General features: G+C 69.8%; 17 protein-coding genes. 3 read left to right on the top strand and 14 right to left on the bottom strand.

The features are described from left to right. The first annotated feature begins 144 nt into the window (after nt 1-144). A complete protein-coding gene (locus AB0J91_RS22840; protein ID WP_363872198.1) occupies nt 145-390 on the top strand; it encodes a cell division protein SepF in 246 nt (81 codons plus the stop codon). Between the two features lie 67 nt (nt 391-457). On the opposite strand, the gene AB0J91_RS22845 is transcribed toward AB0J91_RS22840, so the two are convergent. From AB0J91_RS22845 to AB0J91_RS22875, 7 genes are all read right to left on the bottom strand, one after another. Further along, nucleotides 458-1,456, bottom strand: coding sequence for a dipeptide ABC transporter ATP-binding protein (locus tag AB0J91_RS22845; RefSeq protein ID WP_363789421.1), 999 nt, complete (start codon nt 1,454-1,456; stop codon nt 458-460). Beyond that, a complete protein-coding gene (locus AB0J91_RS22850) occupies nt 1,449-2,459 on the bottom strand; it encodes an ABC transporter ATP-binding protein (protein ID WP_363872201.1) in 1,011 nt (336 codons plus the stop codon). The genes AB0J91_RS22845 and AB0J91_RS22850 overlap by 8 nt, the downstream gene beginning before the upstream one ends. A gap of 11 nt (nt 2,460-2,470) precedes the next feature. Then, a complete protein-coding gene (locus AB0J91_RS22855; protein ID WP_363872204.1) occupies nt 2,471-3,439 on the bottom strand; it encodes an ABC transporter permease in 969 nt (322 codons plus the stop codon). After that, on the bottom strand, nt 3,432-4,358 hold the full coding sequence (locus AB0J91_RS22860; protein WP_363789418.1) for an ABC transporter permease: 927 nt from the start codon (nt 4,356-4,358) through the stop codon (nt 3,432-3,434). Before AB0J91_RS22860 ends, AB0J91_RS22855 begins: the two co-directional genes overlap by 8 nt. 73 nt (nt 4,359-4,431) lie before the next feature. After that, nucleotides 4,432-6,063: an ABC transporter substrate-binding protein gene (locus AB0J91_RS22865; protein ID WP_363872207.1), complete on the bottom strand. Its 1,632-nt coding sequence runs from the start codon at nt 6,061-6,063 to the stop codon at nt 4,432-4,434. 205 nt (nt 6,064-6,268) lie between these two features. Then, a complete protein-coding gene (locus tag AB0J91_RS22870) occupies nt 6,269-7,222 on the bottom strand; it encodes a Ppx/GppA phosphatase family protein (protein ID WP_363872210.1) in 954 nt (317 codons plus the stop codon). Nucleotides 7,223-7,363: 141 nt separating this feature from the next. Next, nucleotides 7,364-8,893 carry a lytic transglycosylase domain-containing protein gene (locus AB0J91_RS22875; protein WP_363872213.1) on the bottom strand — a complete coding sequence of 510 codons (1,530 nt, stop codon included), beginning with the start codon at nt 8,891-8,893 and terminating at the stop codon, nt 7,364-7,366. Between the two features lie 232 nt (nt 8,894-9,125). Between AB0J91_RS22875 and AB0J91_RS22880 the strand changes: the two genes are divergently transcribed. After that, a complete protein-coding gene (locus tag AB0J91_RS22880) occupies nt 9,126-10,715 on the top strand; it encodes an acyl-CoA dehydrogenase family protein (protein ID WP_363872375.1) in 1,590 nt (529 codons plus the stop codon). Between the two features lie 70 nt (nt 10,716-10,785). Here the strand turns inward: AB0J91_RS22880 and AB0J91_RS22885 are convergent, their stop codons facing one another. From AB0J91_RS22885 to eno, 3 genes are read right to left on the bottom strand one after another with little or no spacing between them, the layout of a single operon-like run. Then, nucleotides 10,786-11,280, bottom strand: coding sequence for a DUF501 domain-containing protein (locus AB0J91_RS22885; RefSeq protein WP_363872378.1), 495 nt, complete (start codon nt 11,278-11,280; stop codon nt 10,786-10,788). A gap of 2 nt (nt 11,281-11,282) precedes the next feature. Next, complete coding sequence (locus AB0J91_RS22890) at nt 11,283-11,828, bottom strand: septum formation initiator family protein (RefSeq protein WP_363789414.1); 546 nt, start codon at nt 11,826-11,828, stop codon at nt 11,283-11,285. 3 nt (nt 11,829-11,831) lie between these two features. Continuing rightward, nucleotides 11,832-13,118 (bottom strand): phosphopyruvate hydratase, encoded by a 1,287-nt coding sequence (gene eno / locus AB0J91_RS22895; protein ID WP_210971054.1) that lies wholly within the window; start codon nt 13,116-13,118, stop codon nt 11,832-11,834. A 305-nt stretch (nt 13,119-13,423) separates the two neighbouring features. Here eno and AB0J91_RS22900 point away from each other — a divergent pair, with 305 nt between their 5' ends. Then, on the top strand, nt 13,424-13,801 hold the full coding sequence (locus AB0J91_RS22900) for a tetratricopeptide repeat protein (RefSeq protein ID WP_363789413.1): 378 nt from the start codon (nt 13,424-13,426) through the stop codon (nt 13,799-13,801). Between the two features lie 150 nt (nt 13,802-13,951). On the opposite strand, the gene AB0J91_RS22905 is transcribed toward AB0J91_RS22900, so the two are convergent. From AB0J91_RS22905 to AB0J91_RS22920, 4 genes are all read right to left on the bottom strand, one after another. Further along, nucleotides 13,952-14,764, bottom strand: coding sequence for a lytic transglycosylase domain-containing protein (locus tag AB0J91_RS22905; RefSeq protein ID WP_363872216.1), 813 nt, complete (start codon nt 14,762-14,764; stop codon nt 13,952-13,954). A gap of 65 nt (nt 14,765-14,829) precedes the next feature. Beyond that, nucleotides 14,830-15,582 (bottom strand): lytic murein transglycosylase, encoded by a 753-nt coding sequence (locus AB0J91_RS22910; protein ID WP_363872219.1) that lies wholly within the window; start codon nt 15,580-15,582, stop codon nt 14,830-14,832. After that, complete coding sequence (locus AB0J91_RS22915) at nt 15,575-16,555, bottom strand: MazG family protein (RefSeq protein ID WP_363872222.1); 981 nt, start codon at nt 16,553-16,555, stop codon at nt 15,575-15,577. Before AB0J91_RS22915 ends, AB0J91_RS22910 begins: the two co-directional genes overlap by 8 nt. A 78-nt stretch (nt 16,556-16,633) precedes the next feature. After that, nucleotides 16,634-17,563 (bottom strand): SurA N-terminal domain-containing protein, encoded by a 930-nt coding sequence (locus AB0J91_RS22920; RefSeq protein WP_363872225.1) that lies wholly within the window; start codon nt 17,561-17,563, stop codon nt 16,634-16,636. Nucleotides 17,564-17,740: the final 177 nt, after the last annotated feature.

Raw genomic sequence — 17,740 nt, forward strand, 5'->3', positions numbered from 1 at the left:
GGGATTCGAATTTCGCGCGAAATTCGACGACGGAACGCGGCGTTCAAATTTCGCGCGAAATTCGAATCCCCTGCCTCCGGAACCGCGCGGTTCTCGAAATTTCGTTGCGCCACGGCGGTCGCTTGCGATTGACACCGCGCGGCGGTGGGCGACACTGAGCACGTGGTCAAGACGCTGCACCCGCAGAACTACCAGGACGTCTACTACGTGGGCGACTACTACCGCCAGGGCAACGCCGTCCTGATGGATCTCACCGACGTCCCTGGTTCCGAAGCGACTCAGCTCGTCGACTTCGCGGCCGGCCTGGTCGTGGCCCGCGGCGGCGACATGCAGCGCGTCGCCCCGAAGGTCTTCCTCCTCAGCCACCCCGAGCAGCCCGAACAGCGCTGACCCCGCGCAGCACGCGAGAGGGCGCCCCCACCCGAGTTCGGTGAGGGCGCCCGATTCGCGTGCGGCGTCAGACCACGACGTGCGGGAGTTCCTCCGCGAAGTGGCAGGCCGAGGGGTGCGTGCCCGTGCGGACTTCCAGCTCCGGGGCCTTCTCGGCGCAGATGTCCTGGGCCTTCCAGCAGCGGGTGCGGAAGCGGCAGCCCGACGGCGGGTTGGCCGGGCTGGGGACGTCGCCGGTGAGGCGGATGACCTCGCGCTTGCCGCGCAGGGTCGGGTCCGGGACCGGAACGGCCGACAGCAGGGCCTGGGTGTACGGGTGCTGCGGGTGCTCGTAGATGTCGTCCTCGGTGCCGACCTCGGCGATCTTGCCGAGGTACATCACCGCGACCCGGTCCGACAGGTGCCGGACCACGCCCAGGTCGTGGGCGATGAACACGTACGACAGCCCGAACTCGTCCTGCAGATCGCCCAGCAGGTTCATCACCTGCGCCTGGATCGACACGTCCAGCGCGGACACCGGCTCGTCGCAGACGATCACCTTCGGCTTGAGCGCCAGCGCGCGGGCGATGCCGATGCGCTGCCGCTGACCGCCGGAGAACTGGTGCGGGTAGCGGTGGATGTGCTCGGGGTTGAGGCCCACGACGTCCAGCAGCTCCTGCACCTTGCGCCGCCGCTCGCCCTTCGGCGCCACCTCGGGGTGGATCTCGAAGGGCTCGCCGACGATGTCGCCCACGGTGCGCCGCGGGTTCAGCGAGGTGTAGGGGTCCTGCAGCACGATCTGCATGTCCCGGCGCAGCTTGCGCAGTTCCGAGCCGCGCATCTTGAAGATGTCGCGCCCCTCGAACAGCGCGGTACCGCCGGTGGGGTTCTCCAGCCGCATCAGCACCTGGGCCAGCGTCGACTTGCCGCAACCGGATTCACCGACGATGCCGAGCGTTTCCCCGCGCTGCAGGTCGAAGGACACGCCGTCGACCGCCCGCACGTGCCCGACGGTGCGGCGCGGGATGCCCGCGCGCACCGGGAAGTGCTTGACCAGGTTCTGCACCTGGAGGATCGGCTCAGCCACGGCTCATCATCTCCTCCGCGAAGTGGCAGGCGCTGACGCGGCCCAACCCGAGGTTGTGGTCGGTCGGCACCTCCGTGCGGCACTTGTCCTGGGCCCGCGAGCAGCGCGGGTGGAACGGGCACCCCGGCGGCACCGCCATCAGGTTCGGCGGCAGGCCCTTGATCGTCTCCAGCTCCTGGCCCTTGAGGTCCAGGCGCGGGATCGACCGCATCAGGCCGTCGGTGTAGGGGTGGCCCGGGGCCTTGTACAGCGAGTACGCGTCAGCGGCCTCGACGATGCGGCCCGCGTACATCACCACGATCCGGTCCGCGACCTCGGCGACCACGCCCAGGTCGTGGGTGATGAGGATCAGGCCCATGCCGCGGTCCCGGCGCAGCTCGTCGAGCAGGTCCATGATCTGGGCCTGCACGGTGACGTCCAGCGCCGTTGTGGGTTCGTCGGCGATGAGCAGGTCCGGGTCCAGCGCCAGCGACATCGCGATCATCGCGCGCTGCCGCATGCCGCCGGAGAACTGGTGCGGGAACTCCTTCACGCGCTGCTTGGCGTTCGGGATCTTGACCTGGTCCAGCAGCTCCACGGCCCGGTTCGTGGCGTCCTTGCGGGACATGCCGCGCCGCGTCCGGAGCTGCTCGGCGATCTGGAACCCGACCGTGTAGACCGGGTTCAGCGCCGACAGCGCGTCCTGGAAGATCATCGCCATCGCGTCGCCGCGCAGCTCTCGCCTGCGCTCCTCGGTGGCGGTCAGCAGGTCCTCACCGCGGTAGCGGATCGCACCTCCGGTGATCGCCCCCGGCGGGATGTCCAGGATGCCCATCACGGTCTGCGCCGTGACGCTCTTGCCGGAACCGGATTCGCCCAGCACGGCGAGGGTTTCGCCGGCGTCGACGTGGTAGTTCACACCGTTGAGGACTTTCGCGACGCCGTCCCGGGTGCGGAACTCGACGTGCAGGTCCTCGACCTCCAGCAGACGTTCCGCCGAGGTCTCGTGTTCGTTTGCGGACACAGCGGTTTCTCCTACTTCTGCTTCGGGTCGAGCGCGTCGCGGACGGCGTCACCGAGCATCACGAACGCGAGGACCGTGAGCACCAGGAAACCGGCCGGGAAGAACAGCAGGTGCGGCGCCGACTGGATGTAGTTGCGCGAGTCGGAGATCATCACGCCCCATGACACGACCGGCTCGCGCAGGCCGATGCCCAGGAACGACAGCGTCGCCTCGGCACCGATGAACCCGCCGAGCGCGATGGTCGCGTAGACCATCACCGGCGCCAGGGTGTTGGGCAGCACGTGCCGCATGATGATCCTGGTCGGGCTCGCGCCCAGCGCGCGGGCCGCCTTGACGTAGTCCTGCTGCTTGGCCGCGATCGCCGCCGAGCGCATGATGCGCATCGAGATCGGCCAGGACAGCACCGCGATCGTCACCACGACCTGGGTGATGATCCGGGCGCCGCTGGGGATCTTGATGTCGGCGTTGAACGTGGTCAGGATGACGATCGCGCCGAGCACGAACGGCAGGCCCATGAAGATCTCGGAGAACCGCGAGATCAGCGTGTCGACGATGCCGCCGAAGTACCCGGCGATGATGCCGATCAGGCCGCCGAGCAGCACCGTCAGCAGCGTCGCCGCCAGACCCACCAGGATCGACGCGCGAGCGCCGATGATGGTCCTGGCGTAGAGGTCGCGGCCGAGGTTGTCGTAGCCGAACCACGCGTCCCCCGACGGGGTGTCGCGCGCCTTGGTCAGGTCCTGGAAGTTCGGGTCCGCGTGCGTGAACAGCTGCGGGAACGCGGCGATGATCAGCAGCAGGACGATGATCGCCGAGGCGATCAGGAACAGCGGACGCCGGCGCAGATCGCGCCACGCGTCGCTCCAGAGACCGCGAGGCTTCTCGTTCTTGGCCTGCTCGTTCTGGTCGTCCGCTCGTGGTGCCTCGGCCGCGGGAGTGGTGGTCGCGGCGAGGCTGGTGGTGGGGCGTGGGTCAGTCATATCGGATCCTCGGGTCGAGCACCGCGTAGAGAATGTCCACCAGCAGGTTCATCAGCAGGTAGACCAGCACCAGGACGGTGACGATCCCGGTCACCGTGGTGCCTTCCTGCATCGTGATCGCCTTGTAGACCAGTCCGCCGATGCCGCGGACGTTGAACACGCCTTCGGTGACGATCGCGCCACCCATCAGCGCGCCCAGGTCGGTGCCCAGGAACGTGACCACCGGGATCATGGAGTTGCGCAGCATGTGCACTCCGACGACGCGGCGGGGCGCGAGGCCCTTGGCGACGGCGGTGCGCACGAAGTCCGCGTGCTTGTTCTCCATCATGCTCGTCCGCGTCAGCCGCGAAACGTAGGCCATGGACAGGGATCCGAGGACGAACCCGGGAACGAGGAGTTCGCCGATCGAGGGATCGGAGGAGACCGTGGTCTTGATCAGGCCCAGCTCGGCGCCGAGCACGATCTGCAGCACGAAACCGGTGACGAACACCGGCAGCGCGATCAGGAACAGGGTCGACACCAGCACCAGGTTGTCCAGGAACCCGCGCCCGCGCAGGCCGGTCAGGACACCGGCGAGCAGACCGATGACGCCCTCGATGATCAGGGCGACGATGGCGAGCCGGACGGTGACCGGGTAGGCCTGTTCGAGCAGCGAGGAGATCGCGGTCCCGGAGTAGGTCTCCCCGAAATCACCCGTCAGCAGGTTTCCCAGATATTTGAAGTACTGGACGATCAGCGGATCGTCCAGGTTGTACTTCTCGTTCATCTCCGCGATGTAGGCCGGAGGGCAGCCGCGGTCGCCGCACTTGCCCGCGAACGGGTCGCCGGGAATCGCCCACACCAGCAGGTAGATGATAAAAGTCGTCCCGATGAAAACCGGGATCAGTTGCAGCAATCGCCGCAACACGTAGCGACCCATCCGGGCCTCCTCCATCAACAGCAGCGCAGGGCCCGGCCCACCGGGTTTCGATGGGCCGGGCGCGCACTCGGTTTTACGGGTTCAGGCGCACCGTGCTCAAGTCGAGCTCGCGGTAGGCCTTGACCTCACCTTCGGCGACTCGCTCCGAGAAGCCGTACTGCACCGGCTGGGTCCACAGCGGGATGACCGGCAGGTCCTCGCCGAGCAGCTTCTCCGCGTCGGCGTAGGCGGCGGTGGCGGCTTCCGCGGTGGGAGCTGCGTTCGCCTTGTCCAGCGCGGCGTCGAACGCCGGGTTGGAGTACTTGTAGTCGTTCGAGGACGCGTCCGTGCGGTACAGCTGCGTCAGGAACGTCTCGATGTTCGGGTAATCGGCCTTCCAACCGGTCCGGAACAGACCGTCGAACTGGAACGCGTTGGCCTTCTGGCGGAACTCGCCGAAGGTCGGCACCGGCACGAACTGGGTCTGGATTCCCAGGTTCTGCTGGATGCTCGCGGCCACGGCCTGGACCCACTCGTCGTGACCACCGTCGGCGTTGGTCTCCAGGGTCAGGGTGCCCTGGAAGCCGCCGGCCTGGGCCAGGTACTGCTTGGCCTTCTCCGGGTTGAACTCGCACGCCTCGCCGCACTGGCCGGGGCGGTAGCCGTCGGCCGCCGCGGTGGCGAAGCCGTCCGCCGGGTCACGACCGCCCGAGAACACCTGCTGGGTGATGGTCTTGCGGTCGATCGACATCGAGATCGCCTTGCGGACCAGCGGGTTCTTGAACTTCTCGTCGTAGGTCGGGATGCCCAGGTTCTGGGTGAGCAGACCCGGCTTCTGCTTCGCGCGCTCGCCGAGTTCCTGCTTCCACTTGTCGCCGACCAGCGCGGAGACCGGAACGGCGCGCAGGAAGTCCAGGTTGCCCGAGACCAGGTCCTGGTAAGCGGTGTCCAGGTTGTCGTAGACCTTGAACTTGGCGCCCTTGATCGTCGGCTTGTCGGTGCCCGCGTACTTGTCGTAGGCGGCCAGGTTCAGCTCGACGTTGGGCGAGCGGTCCTGGAACTTGAACGGACCGTTGCCGATCGGGTGCTGCTCGAATCCCTTGGGATCGGCGAAGAACGCGTCGGGCAGCGGCATGTAAGCGGAGTAGCCCAGCACGACCGGGAAGATCGTGAACGGAGCCTTCAGCTTCACCGTGAACGTCGTGTCGTCGACGACCTTGAGACCGGACATCTCCTTGGTCGGCGGCGTCGGGGCCTGTGCCGGGCCCTCGTCACCGTCCGGGTCCTCGGACTGCAGCTGGTCGTAGCCGTCGATCTGCTCGAAGAAGCTCGCGCCCTGGAAACCGTTGGGGCCGTAGGCCGAGTAGTTCCAGGCGTCGACGAAGTTCTTCGCCTTGACCGGCGTGCCGTCGTGGAAGGTCCAGCCCGGCTTGAGCTTGATCGTGAAGTTCTGGTTGTCCGTGGTCTGGATCGACTCGGCGACCGCGTTCTCGACCTTGAGGTCGCTGGCTCGGTAGTTCACCAGACCCGTGAACATCGAGTTCACGATGAAACCACCGTTTTCCTCGGTGGTGTTAGCCGGGACAAGAGGGTTCTCCGGCTCGCCCCAGTCAAGGGTGACGATGCCGTCCTCTCCCGAGCCGCTGCCGCCACCGCCGCAGCCGGTGGCGAGCAACGCCACCGCCAGCGGGGCCGCGACCATTGCGGCCAAACGTCCCTTTCGCATGTAGGTCCTCCCGCTTCCACGCGCGCCCCAGGTTTGTTTTTTCCGGGGTCATCACGCACGACGGTTCTTCACCGTCGCGTCAGACGTGCGTAAACATAAGTGAGAACCGGGCGGCGGCAATGCAGTGTCACAAAGCCGTCACCTTCTGAATCGATTCATCGTTCCCATTCTTTGCAATCGGGACAGAGCGTCCAAAACCTGGGAACTAGCTGATGGACAGGGCAATGCCATCAAGAATGTCGTGCTCGCTGGCGGTCATCGAGGAGATGCCGCTGCGCTCCGAAAACTCCTGCGCGAGCACCTTGACCACCAGCGCACCGCCTCCGATCACATCCACACGGCCCGGGTGCATCGATCCGATCTCCGAACGCTCTTCATGCGACATGGAAAGAAGTCGTTCGGCGATTTGTTCGACACGATTCTGGGAAATATGGGAAAGGTGGATCGCTTGCGGATCGTATTCGGGCAAATCCTGCGCGATCGCGGAGAGCGTGGTGACGGTTCCGGCGACTCCGACCCAGGTCCGGGCCCCGCTGACGTCGACCCGGGCGAACGCCTCGTCGAGGATCTGCCGCGCGACCTTCTCCGCCTCGCCGACCTCCTCCTCGGTCGGCGGGTCGTCGCGCAGGCACCGCTCGGTCAGCCGCACGCACCCGATGTCGGCGGAGTGCGCGGCGGTGATGTCGGCGTTCGCACCGTCCCAGGTGCCCACCACGACCTCGGTGGAACCGCCACCGACGTCGGTCACCACGAAAGGCCCGTCCAGCGGGTCGAGGTCGCCGACGGCGCCGACGAACGACAGCCGCGCCTCCTCGTCACCGGTGATCACCTCGGCGTCGACCCCCAGCGTCTCGCGGACCATGGAGAAGAAGTCCTCGCGGTTCTCGGCGTCGCGGGTCGCCGAAGTCGCCACCATCCGGACCCGTTCGACGCCCTTGCGCGCGGCCATCGCGGCGTAGTCGACCAGCGCCGCGCGGGTGCGCTCGATCGCCTCCGGCGCCAGCCGGCCGGTGGCGTCCACGCCCTGGCCGAGCCGGACGATGCGCATCGTGCGGTAGATGTCGCGCAGATCCTTGCGCCCGTCCTCGTGCACCGTGACGTCCGCGACCAGCAGGCGAATCGAGTTCGTCCCGCAGTCGATCGCCGCAACCCGTGCCATCGCACCCTCCTCGCCCAGCTGCGCACCGGCGTTTCCGGCCGCTCCTCCACGCTATCGGGCCAGCGGCCGGGACGAGGAAAGCGCCGGGCCGCGCGCGTTTCGCGAAAGAAGCGCGCGCGGCCCGGTGCCGGGGTCCGGCGGTTACTGCGGTTCGGGGGTGTAGCCGTCGGGGACGGTGCAGGGCTTCGCCACGCCACCCGCGTCGGTGAAGACCTCAACCTCGGGCTGCGCCAGCATCGGGAGCGATTCGCCAGGCCGCAGATCGTGGCCCGCAGCCGGTGCGACGAGGGCGAACTCGCCGCGGTCGAGCAGGGTCGTGTCGCAGGATTCGCCGGCCTCGGAGGTCGAGGACGACGGGAACGGCTCCGGCGAACTCGTCGACGGCACCGGCTCCGAGCTCGGCGGAACCGACTCCGAGCTCGGCGGGGTGGGAACCGAGCTCTGCGGCAAGGGCTCCGGACTCTGCGGGGCGGGAACCGAGCTCTGCGGCAGGAGCTCCGCGCTCGGCGGAGCGGGCTCCGACGACGGGGGTTGCGAAGGCGCGGTGGTTTCCGGCGCGGGCCTGATCGACGGCTCATGCGGCACGACCGGATCGATCGACGGCTCCTGCGGCACCACCGATTGGACCGGATCGACCAGCGGCTCCGGCTCGGGCTCGGGCTGCGCGGGAGCCGGGGCGGGCTGCGCCCCAGAGGTTTCCGGGACCGGCTGGAACGCCTGCGGCTGCGGATCCGGGATCGGCGGCACGGGCTCGATCTCCGGGATCGTCAGCGGCTCGGGCTCCGGCAGCGCCAGCGCGCTCGGGCTGTCGGTCACCCGCGCACCGGCCAGCACGTCACCGGTCTCCGGAGCCAGCTCGGCCGGGGTCGGCGTGACACCGCGCCGGTAGGCGTCGGCCCAGACCAGAACCGTGCGGACGTAGCTCTCGGAGTGGTTGTAGCGGAACACGGCCGCCGCCAGGGCGCGCGGATCGTTGAGGTCCTCGCCGCCGCTGCAGAGGTAGGTGCCCGACGCGGCCGCCGCGTCGGGCACGTTGTGCGGGTTCTCGACGCCGTCCTGGTTGCCGTCGGCGGCGAACTTCCGCCAGGTCGACGGGATGAACTGCATCGGCCCGACCGCCCGGTCCCACACCCGATCACCGTCGAAGTGCCCGGCGTCGGTGTCCGGGATCGCCGCGACGTTCGGCCCGCCGGACAGCTGGGGACCGAGGATCGCGTGCACCGTCGTGCCGTTGACGTCGATGTCGCCGTTGCGTGCGTGCCCGGACTCGATGCGCCCGATCGACGCCAGCACCGACCAGTGCAGCCCGCAGGCCTGGATCTGCTCCACCTCGCGCGCGGCCTGCATGTAAGCGGCCAGCACGGGTTCGGGGATGCCGAGCTCACCGGTGGGGAGCTCCGCCCGGGGCGCGGCCTGCGGCACGGCGGCGAGCTGCGCCGGGTCGGCCGCGTCGTTCAGCAGCCGGGGGCTGAGCACCGGAGCCTGCGGCAGGTTCCCGCTCACGCCCAGCTCGCGCAGATCGGACGCCTGCGGTCCCGGTCCGGTGGGCAGGGCCGAGGCGCTCAGCAAGGCCGCGGGGAGCGCCAGGACCGGTGCCATCGCGGTGACCGCCAGCCACTTCCGGGCCCGGCGTCGCGCCAGCACACCCGTTGGGTCGTTCCGCCGGGCCATGCGCTTCCTGCGGTCCCCCACTCGTCAAACCCCCGCGCCTGAATCGAGCACATCCGCCAAACAGCCGAACCCCTGGATACACCACGCCAGGAGCGCTTGCCGAGCGGCTTCACCCGACCGAGCCGCCGGAGAAGCTTGCCCAGCGGGAATCGAGCTGCATCGGATCGAGGCATTCATCTCGCGCGGATTTGTGCCTACGCTCCGGGGCATGACGCTCATCGACGAGCCGCGCGTGCACAGCACCCACCAGGTCGTGAACCAGGCTTCACCGCTGTCCGGATTCGATCCGCTGGCCTGCGACCCCGCGCTGGGTTCGGCGCTGACCCGCTACGCCGTCGGCGACCTGACACCGGTCGCGCTGGAGGCCGGTTCGGCCGAGGCCCGCGAGCACGGCAGGCTCGCCGACGAGAACCCGCCGCAGCTGCGCACCCACGACCGCTACGGCAACCGCGTCGACGAGGTCGAGTACCACCCGTCGTGGCACTGGCTGATGGAGCGGGCGATCGCGCACGGCCTGCACGCCGCACCGTGGGGGCAGGGGGCGGGCGCGCACCTGCGCCGGGCCGCCGGGTTCTACCTCTGGTCGCAGGCCGAGGCCGGGCACAGCTGCCCGATCTCGATGACCTACTCCGCTGTTCCCGCGCTGCGCTGGTCGCCGGAGCTGGCCACCGAGTTCGAGCCGAAGCTGACCGCCCGCCGCTACGAGTTCGGGCTGCGCCCGCCGCAGGAGAAGTCGGCGCTCCTGGCGGGCATGTCGATGACCGAGAAGCAGGGCGGCTCCGACGTCCGCGCCAACACCACCACCGCCGAACCCCTGGCCGACGGCACGTACCGGCTGGTCGGGCACAAGTGGTTCACCTCGGCGCCGATGAACGACCTGTTCCTCACGCTCGCGCAGACCTCCGGCGGGCTGAGCTGCTTCCTGGTCCCGCGCGTGCTGCCCGACGGCACGCGCAACGAGATCCGTCTGCAGCGGCTGAAGGACAAGCTGGGCAACAAGTCCAACGCCTCCTCCGAGATCGAGTACACCGGTGCGATCGGGCACCTCATCGGCGAGGAGGGGCGCGGGGTCCGCTGCATCATCGAGATGGTGTCGATGACCAGGCTCGACTGCGTGCTCGGGGCGTCGGCGAACATCCGGATCGCGCTGTCCGAGGCCGCCAACCACGTGCAGCAGCGCAGCGCGTTCGGCGCCCGGCTGGCCGACCAGCCGCTGATGCAGCAGGTGGTCGCGGACCTGGCGCTGGAATCCGAGGCGGCGACGACGCTGGCGATGCGGCTGGCCGCAGCCGTCGAGCAGCAGGAGCACGACCTGCTCCGGCTGGCGCTGCCCGCGACGAAGTTCTACGTCTGCAAGCGCGCCCCGTACGTGGTGGCCGAGGCGCTGGAGTGCCTGGGCGGCAACGGCTACGTCGAGGAGTCCGGGATGCCCCGGCTCTACCGCGAGGCGCCGCTGATGTCGATCTGGGAGGGCTCGGGCAACGTCACCGCGCTGGACCTGCTGCGGGCGCTGGCCAAGCAGCCGACGAGCCGGGACGCGATCCTCGCCGAGCTCGACGCCGCCGCCGGCGAGAACGCCGCCTACGACGACGCGCTGCGCCGCGTCCGCGCGGAACTCGCCGATCCCCGCCCGGAGCGGGCGCGAGCCCTGGCGGAGTCGCTGGCGCTCACGCTGCAGGCGTCGCTGCTCCAGCGCTACGCCCCGGCGTCGGTGTCGGACGCGTTCATCGCGACGCGCCTGGCGGAAGCGGGCCGAACCTTCGGTTCAACCCCGGTCACGGGCGCCAAGCAACTCTTCGACCGCATCGCACCTGGTCAGTGAGGGCACTGGGGACATCGATCATGGACGGGTCGGACCAGAAACGCCACCGCGGAACGAAGCGGAAGGACCTTCAGCGGTTGAGCAGGTAGCGGTGCTCGGGCCAGCGCTCGGCGATGAGGTCCACTGCCTCGTCTCCGAACGGGTTCACCCCGGGTCCCTTCGCCAAGGAGTGCGCGATGTGGACGTGCAGGCACTTCACGCGGTCCGGCATGCCGCCCGCGCTGACGCCGGTGCCCAGCGACTCCAGTGCGTCGCGCTCGGCCAGGTAGGACTCGTGGGCCGCGCGGTAGCGGGCCGCCAGGTCCTCGTCGGTCTCCAGCCGTTCGGCCATCTCCTTCATCAGGCCCTCCGCCTCGAACGTCGAGGCGTGGGCCGTGAGGTCGGGGGCCGTCAAGTAGTACAGCGTCGGGAACGGGGTGCCGTCCTCCAGCCGCGGCCAGGTCTGCACGACCGTCGGCTCACCGGAGGCGTCACGTGCCGCGATCGCGTGCAGCCCCCGGGGCGGCCGTCCGAGCTGACGCCGGACGCACTCCCGGTCCGCCTCGCTGACCAGCGACGTATCCACCGTCACGATTCCTTCCCCAACACCGAGTTCCACATCTCCTCGTACCACGGCACCCCGTCGTCACCGGGTGCCCGCGGAGGCGGCGGGGCCGGAGCCTCCGGGACCTCCACGATGTAGGGCGTCTCCCCCGGCCGGACGTAGCCGAGCCGGGCCCGCGCCTCCGCCTCGACCTGCGCGGGATCGGAGAGCTCCTGCTTGCGCTGCTCCAGCTCGCGAACCTGGATCTCCAGCTCGACGCGCTGCGTCTCCTGCGCGGCGAGCTCGTCGCGCTGGCTGAGGTAGGTGCGCAGCGGCACCGCCGCGCTCAGCGCCATCACGCACACCAGCAGCGCCAGCACCGCCGCGCGACGCGTGGAGGAGAGCTTGAACGCTCCCCCGGTGCTGGACTTCGCCCTGCTCGCCGGGCGCCGCTTCGGGGTGCCCCGAACCGAGCTCGTCCCGGTCGTCTTGCGTTGAGCCGAGTCCCGGCGGGCGCGCACCTGCCGGCGCGACGGCGGAACGTTCCGCTCGTCGCGCCCCTGCGGATTCGATGCGCGCCCGGCCGGCATGGCTCAGCTCTCCGCGTTGAACCGCGGGAACGCCAGCTCACCCGCGTAGCGGGCGGCGTCGCCGAGGCCCTCTTCGATGCGCAGCAGCTGGTTGTACTTGGCAACCCGCTCGCTCCGCGCCGGAGCACCGGTCTTGATCTGGCCGCAGCCGGTGGCCACCGCCAGGTCGGCGATCGTGGTGTCCTCGGTCTCGCCGGAGCGGTGGCTCATCATGCTCTTGTAGCCGCACGAGGTGGCCAGGCTGACCGCGTCCAGGGTCTCCGAGAGCGTGCCGATCTGGTTGACCTTGACCAGCAGCGCGTTGGCGGCACCCTTGTTGATGCCGTCCTCCAGGCGCTCCGGGTTGGTGACGAACAGGTCGTCGCCGACCAGCTGCACCTTGTCGCCGACCTGCTTGGTCAGCTTGACCCAGCCGTCCCAGTCGTCCTCGCCCAGCGGGTCCTCGATGGACACCAGCGGGTAGGCCGAGACGAGCTCCTGGTAGTACTCCGCCATCTGGTCGGCGGTGCGCTTGGTGCCCTCGAAGTTGTAGGTGCCCTCGTTGAAGAACTCGGTGGCAGCCACGTCGAGGGCCAGCACGATGTCGCGGCCCAGCTTGTAACCGGCCTTCTCGATCGCCGAGGCGATCAGGTCCAGCGCCTCGCGGTTGTTGGGCAGGTCGGGGGCGAAGCCGCCCTCGTCGCCCAGACCGGTCGGCAGGCCCTTGGACTTCAGGACCGACTTCAGCGCGTGGTACGTCTCCGCACCCCAGCGCAGCGCGTCGGCGAAGGTGTCCGCACCGATCGGCGCGATCATGAACTCCTGGATGTCCACACCGGTGTCGGCGTGGGCACCACCGTTGAGGATGTTCATCATCGGCACCGGCAGCACGTGCGCGTTCGGTCCGCCGATGTAGCGGAACAGCTCCAGCTCGGACGCCTCCGCGGCAGCCTTGGCCACCGCCAGCGAGACGCCGAGGATCGCGTTGGCGCCCAGCCGGGACTTGTCCGGGGTGCCGTCGAGGTCCACCAGTTTCTGGTCCACCACGCGCTGCTCGGTGGCGTCCAGACCGGTCAGTTCGGGTCCGATCTCGTCCAGCACGGCCGAGACGGCGTTCTCCACGCCCTTGCCGCCGTAGCGGCCGGCGTCGCCGTCGCGCAACTCGACGGCCTCGTGTTCGCCGGTCGAGGCGCCCGAGGGGACCGCGGCGCGACTGAGCGTGCCGTCCTCCAATGCCACTTCGACCTCGACGGTGGGGTTACCGCGCGAATCGAGGATCTCGCGGGCGCCGACCTGTTCGATGATCGCCACGTGTGCTCCTAACCAGCTTGGACTCATAGGACGGGAGCAACCGACACGACGTTCCCGCACGCCGCGAACCGGCTGTCCGCCCCGACAACCGACTACGAGCCTAACCGGGCGGGTGCAACGCTCGCCGCAGACTCGCGATGCCGTGATCTGCGCCGCTCCCGGTGTTCGTCCGCCGTTCGCCTTCGGGGAGGTCACGGCACCGCGAAGTCGGCTCGACGTGGGGCGCTCGATACCTCAGCGTCACCACAAGACCATCCGGTCGGACGTCTCGGAACAGCCGATCGCGGATTAACGTTGTCCGCGCCATGACGAACGAAGGCACCGTCGAAGCGTTCCGGCGAGCGGAGGAACTGCTCGCGCAGCGCCGCCCGCTGGAAGCCCTCCGAGTCCTCGAACCCGTGATCGACGTCGCCCAGGACAAGCCCAGCGTGCAGCTGCTGCTGGGGCGGGCGTACTTCTTCACGGCGCAACTGCGCCGAGCCGAGCACGCCTTCCTGCGCGTGCTGGAGTTCGATCCGTCCGACCACTACGCGCGCCTGGTCCTGGGCCGCACCTTGCAACGCCAAGGACGCCTCACCGAGGCCCGCGCCCAGATCCGGCTCGCCGCCACCATGTACCCGGACCCGGCCTACCAGGAGGCCCTCGGCGAGATCAACGCCCACATCGCCGTCCGCTCCTCCTGACCCCACTCCCCTGATCCACCCGCACCGCGCGACCCCGGTGCCCTCCCGCACCAGGTTGACCGGATTTCAGTGGAAATCGGGGTCCCGAGTTCCACTGAAACCCCGTACCCGATTTCCACTGAAATCCGGTGCCTGAAGTGCGGGGTGGGGTCAGCGGCGGGGGTTTCCTGCTGCTGCGTAGTTCTCGGCCAGGCCGAAGACCTTCTGGGCGTACTCGACGGAGTTGTTGTAGGACATGACGCCCTGCCACCAGCCGGAGCCGGTGGACATGTCGCGGCCGTTCGCGCACAGGTAGCGAGCGGCGGAGACGGCCGCGTCGTCGAGGTTCTGCGGGTCGCCCCGGCCATCACCGCTGCCGTCGGTGGCCCACTTGCGCCACGTCGAGGGGATGAACTGCATCGGACCGACGGCCCGGTCGTGCTCGACGTCGCCGTCCAGCGTGCCCCCGTCGCTGTCCGGGATCAGCCGCACGTTGGGACCGCCGTCGAGCTTGATGCCGATGATCGGCACCGACGGGCGACCGTCCTCGCGCAGCTGCCGGTTGCCGAACCGGCCGTGGTTGGACTCGATGCGGCCGATTCCGGCGAGCGTGGTCCAGGAGATCTGGCAGCTCGGCTGGTGCTGGCGCATCGCCAGGTCCGCGTTGACGTAGGAGACGACCGCGCGAGCGGGCAGGTCGACGACCGCCGAGATCTGGTTCGCCCACTCGCGCACCGGGTCGACGCCGGGCTGGGGTTGCGGCGGGGTCTCCACCTGCGGGGCCTGAACCGGTGGCGCGATCGATCCGGGCGCGACCGGCGCCGGCTTGGGGTCCTCGGCTCGCGGCGGCGCGGCCACCGGCGCCTTCGGCGGGGCGCCGAGAACGTTGACCAGGGCGACTCCGACCACCATCGCGGCCAGCAGCGATACGGCCAGCACGAGGCGTCCGAGGGCCGCGAGCACCGTTGGCGAGGTCCTGATCACCCGCACAGGCTACTTGCAGGTAGGCCCCGGCTCCAGCACTCCCGGACTCCGACCACCCTCCGGAATCAACCCTGGGCCGGCAGTGACCGGCTGGTCTTCCCGTAGTGGTCGGCGTAGTCGAGGACGTCCTGGCCGTAGCTCCGGGACTGGTTGTAGTCCAGCAGCGCCGCCCAGAACCGGTCCCCGTCGCGCAGGTCGTGGCCGACCGCGCACAGGTACCGCCCGGCGGTCAGCGCGGCGTCGTCGAGGTCCTGCGGGTCGGCGATGCCGTCACCGTCGGCGTCGACCTCGTACTTGCGCCAGGTCGACGGGATGAACTGCAACGGCCCGACCGCCCTGTCCCACACCGGATCCCCGTCGAGACCTCCACCGTCGGTGTCCCGGATCGCCTTGACCCCGGCGCTGCCGTCCAGCGGTAAGCCGATGATGCGGGGTTCGGGCCTGCCGGTCTCGTCGAGCCGGGCACCGCCGTGCCTGCCGTGGCTGGATTCCACCGAGCCGATACCCGCCAGCACAGTCCAGCTCAACCCGCAGCTCGGGGCGGAGGCGTTCATCATCTGCTGCGCGTAGCCGTACGCCTGCAGCGCGGCGCGGGGGATGTTGAGCTCGTCGGACATCCGCTCGGACCAGCCGATCAGCTGCGCCTGCGGGCGGTCCGGCGACGACGCCCCCGGCGCGAGCAGCTCGACCACCGGAGGCGCGACGCCGGGATCTGGCGGGGCCGACGCCGACGGCGGTTCGGACGTGGGAGCCGGCGGCGGGGAGCAGGCGGCGAGGGCCAGCAGCAGCGGCAGCGCCAGCGCTCGGCGGTCACGCATCGGAACCGCTGAGGAGCTCGCGCCAGTCGTCGGCGGTGGGGGCGGTGCCGCCCGTCTCGCGGGTGCGGCGTTCGGCCGCTCGGATGCGCTCCGCGAACTCCAGGGCGACCCCGCGCAGCGCGTCCTCCGGGTCGATCCCACCGAGCTTGGCCTTGGCGGCCAGCGCGAACAGCGCCGAACCCGTGTCCTCGCCGGAAGGCATCGCGGCCAGCGGGATTCCGGCCCGACCGGCCCGCTGGGTGAGCTTGGCGGCCAGCGCGACCGCGGGCTGGCCGAGCGCGACACCGTCCACGATGGACTCCCGCTGCTTCTCCTGCTGCTTGAGCTCTTCCCAGCGCGCGTGCTGCGACTCGGTGTCGAGCACGGTCGTGTCGTCGGCGAAGACGTGCGGATGCCTGCTGACGAGCTTGCTGACCAAACCCGCCGCCACGGCGTCGACGTCGAACGGGTCCTCGGAGTCCTCGGCGGCGACCCTGGCGTGGAAGAGGACCTGCAGCAGCACGTCCCCGAGCTCCTCGCGCAGCGCCGAGCGGTCCTTCTCCGCGATCGCGTCGAGCAGCTCGTAGGTCTCCTCGACGAGGTACTGGCGCAACGAATCGTGGTCCTGCTCGGCGTCCCACGGGCAGCCGCCCGGCGAACGCAGCCGGTCCATCACGGTCACCGCGTCCAGCAGCTCCACCCCCGCGGGCGCGGGCGCGGAGACGACGGAGGCGCCGGCCGCGCGCAGCGATTCGGCGACGGCGTCGATCTCACCGGTGATCAGCACGGTCGGCGCGGTCGCAGCCAGCTCGACGAGGTCCTGCGGCGCTTCGGGAACGTCGAGCGCGGCCTTGGCCGCCGCCGACATGCCGGCTCCTGCGAAGACCGCGGCGGCCTTGCGGACCAGTGGCAACGCGGCCGGGGGCAACGCCTCGCCGAGCCGGTCGTCCACCAGGACGATCGCAGTACCTTCGGCCACCCGCAGCTCGCTCATACGACGATTGTCCCAACCGCGGACGACCGGGGTTCAGCGACGTGCGCCACAGCCGTGAGGAGTCGGCCGAAAACCGGCTCAGGATCCCTCGTGGTGGTGCGGCTCGATGCGGAATCCCGTGGTCTCGCCCTCGTTCGGCACCGGTTGGAGCCCGATCGGGTCCCACACGCCGTAGCGGGGGCTGAGGGTGACGCCGACGCGGTCCGCGGTGGCGCCCAGCAGGTAGGTGCCGACGCCCTGCAACGTCTGGTCGTCCACGCCACCGGCCGGGCCGGCCGACGGTGCGGCCTTGCGGTCGCGGATGAGCGCGACCAGCCACTGGCCGGAGTTGGGTTCGGGTTCGAAGGCCAGGACCGTGCCCGGCTCGGCGCTGAACAGCGGAGTGGAGGCCGCGAGCTTCGGGCTGTCCACCGCGCGCAGCTGCTGACCCGCGGAGGCCGGGAGGCCCGCCTTGGCGTCGGCGGCGATCAGGTCGCGGACGGCCGCGTCGCCCTGCGCCATCTGGTGCGCCTTGCGCTCGGCCTCGGCGCGGGTGGTGGCCTGGGTGAAGTCGAAGGTGACCGCCAGACCGTCGAAGTAGCGGCGGCCCAGCTCGGTCACCAGCGCCTCGGTGCGGGCCATCTCGTGCAGGTTCTCAGGCGTGAAGATCTTGCCCTCGGTGGCCTGCGGACCGCCCCACTGGTTGATCATGTCGGTGACCTGCTGCTCGGACGCGGTCAGCCCGTTCTCCCGAGCGGCCTGCGCGACGAGCTCCTGGCGCACCAGCTGACCGGCCAGCGTCCGCCCGAGCTCGTCGTACTGGCCCTGCTCCCGCAGCTGCGGTTTGAGCTCGGGCTCCTTCGCCAGCACCTCGGAGAACCAGGACTGCACCTCGGTGACCGGAATCCGCTGGTCACCGACGATCGCGGCGGCTCCGACCTGGCTGGGCCCCGAACCGCACCCCGACAACAGCACACCGGCAACGACGAGAGAAGCGAACAAGCGGCCACGGCGCAGCGAGATCGTCACGCGGGCACCCTCTCACGAAGTAACCCTCAGATGAAGCCACAACACTGTCCGAAGTCGAACTCCCGCCACGGCAGTGACGACGGACGCGACTGCTTCAAGTGTGGGACTCAGCCGGCACCGCCGCGGGTTCTCAGACGTCGTCCGGCGAGGACAGCCGTAGCGCCGCGCATCCGTTCA

The sequence above is a fragment of the Saccharopolyspora sp. NPDC049357 genome, assembly GCF_040677225.1.
Classification (GTDB): domain Bacteria; phylum Actinomycetota; class Actinomycetes; order Mycobacteriales; family Pseudonocardiaceae; genus Saccharopolyspora.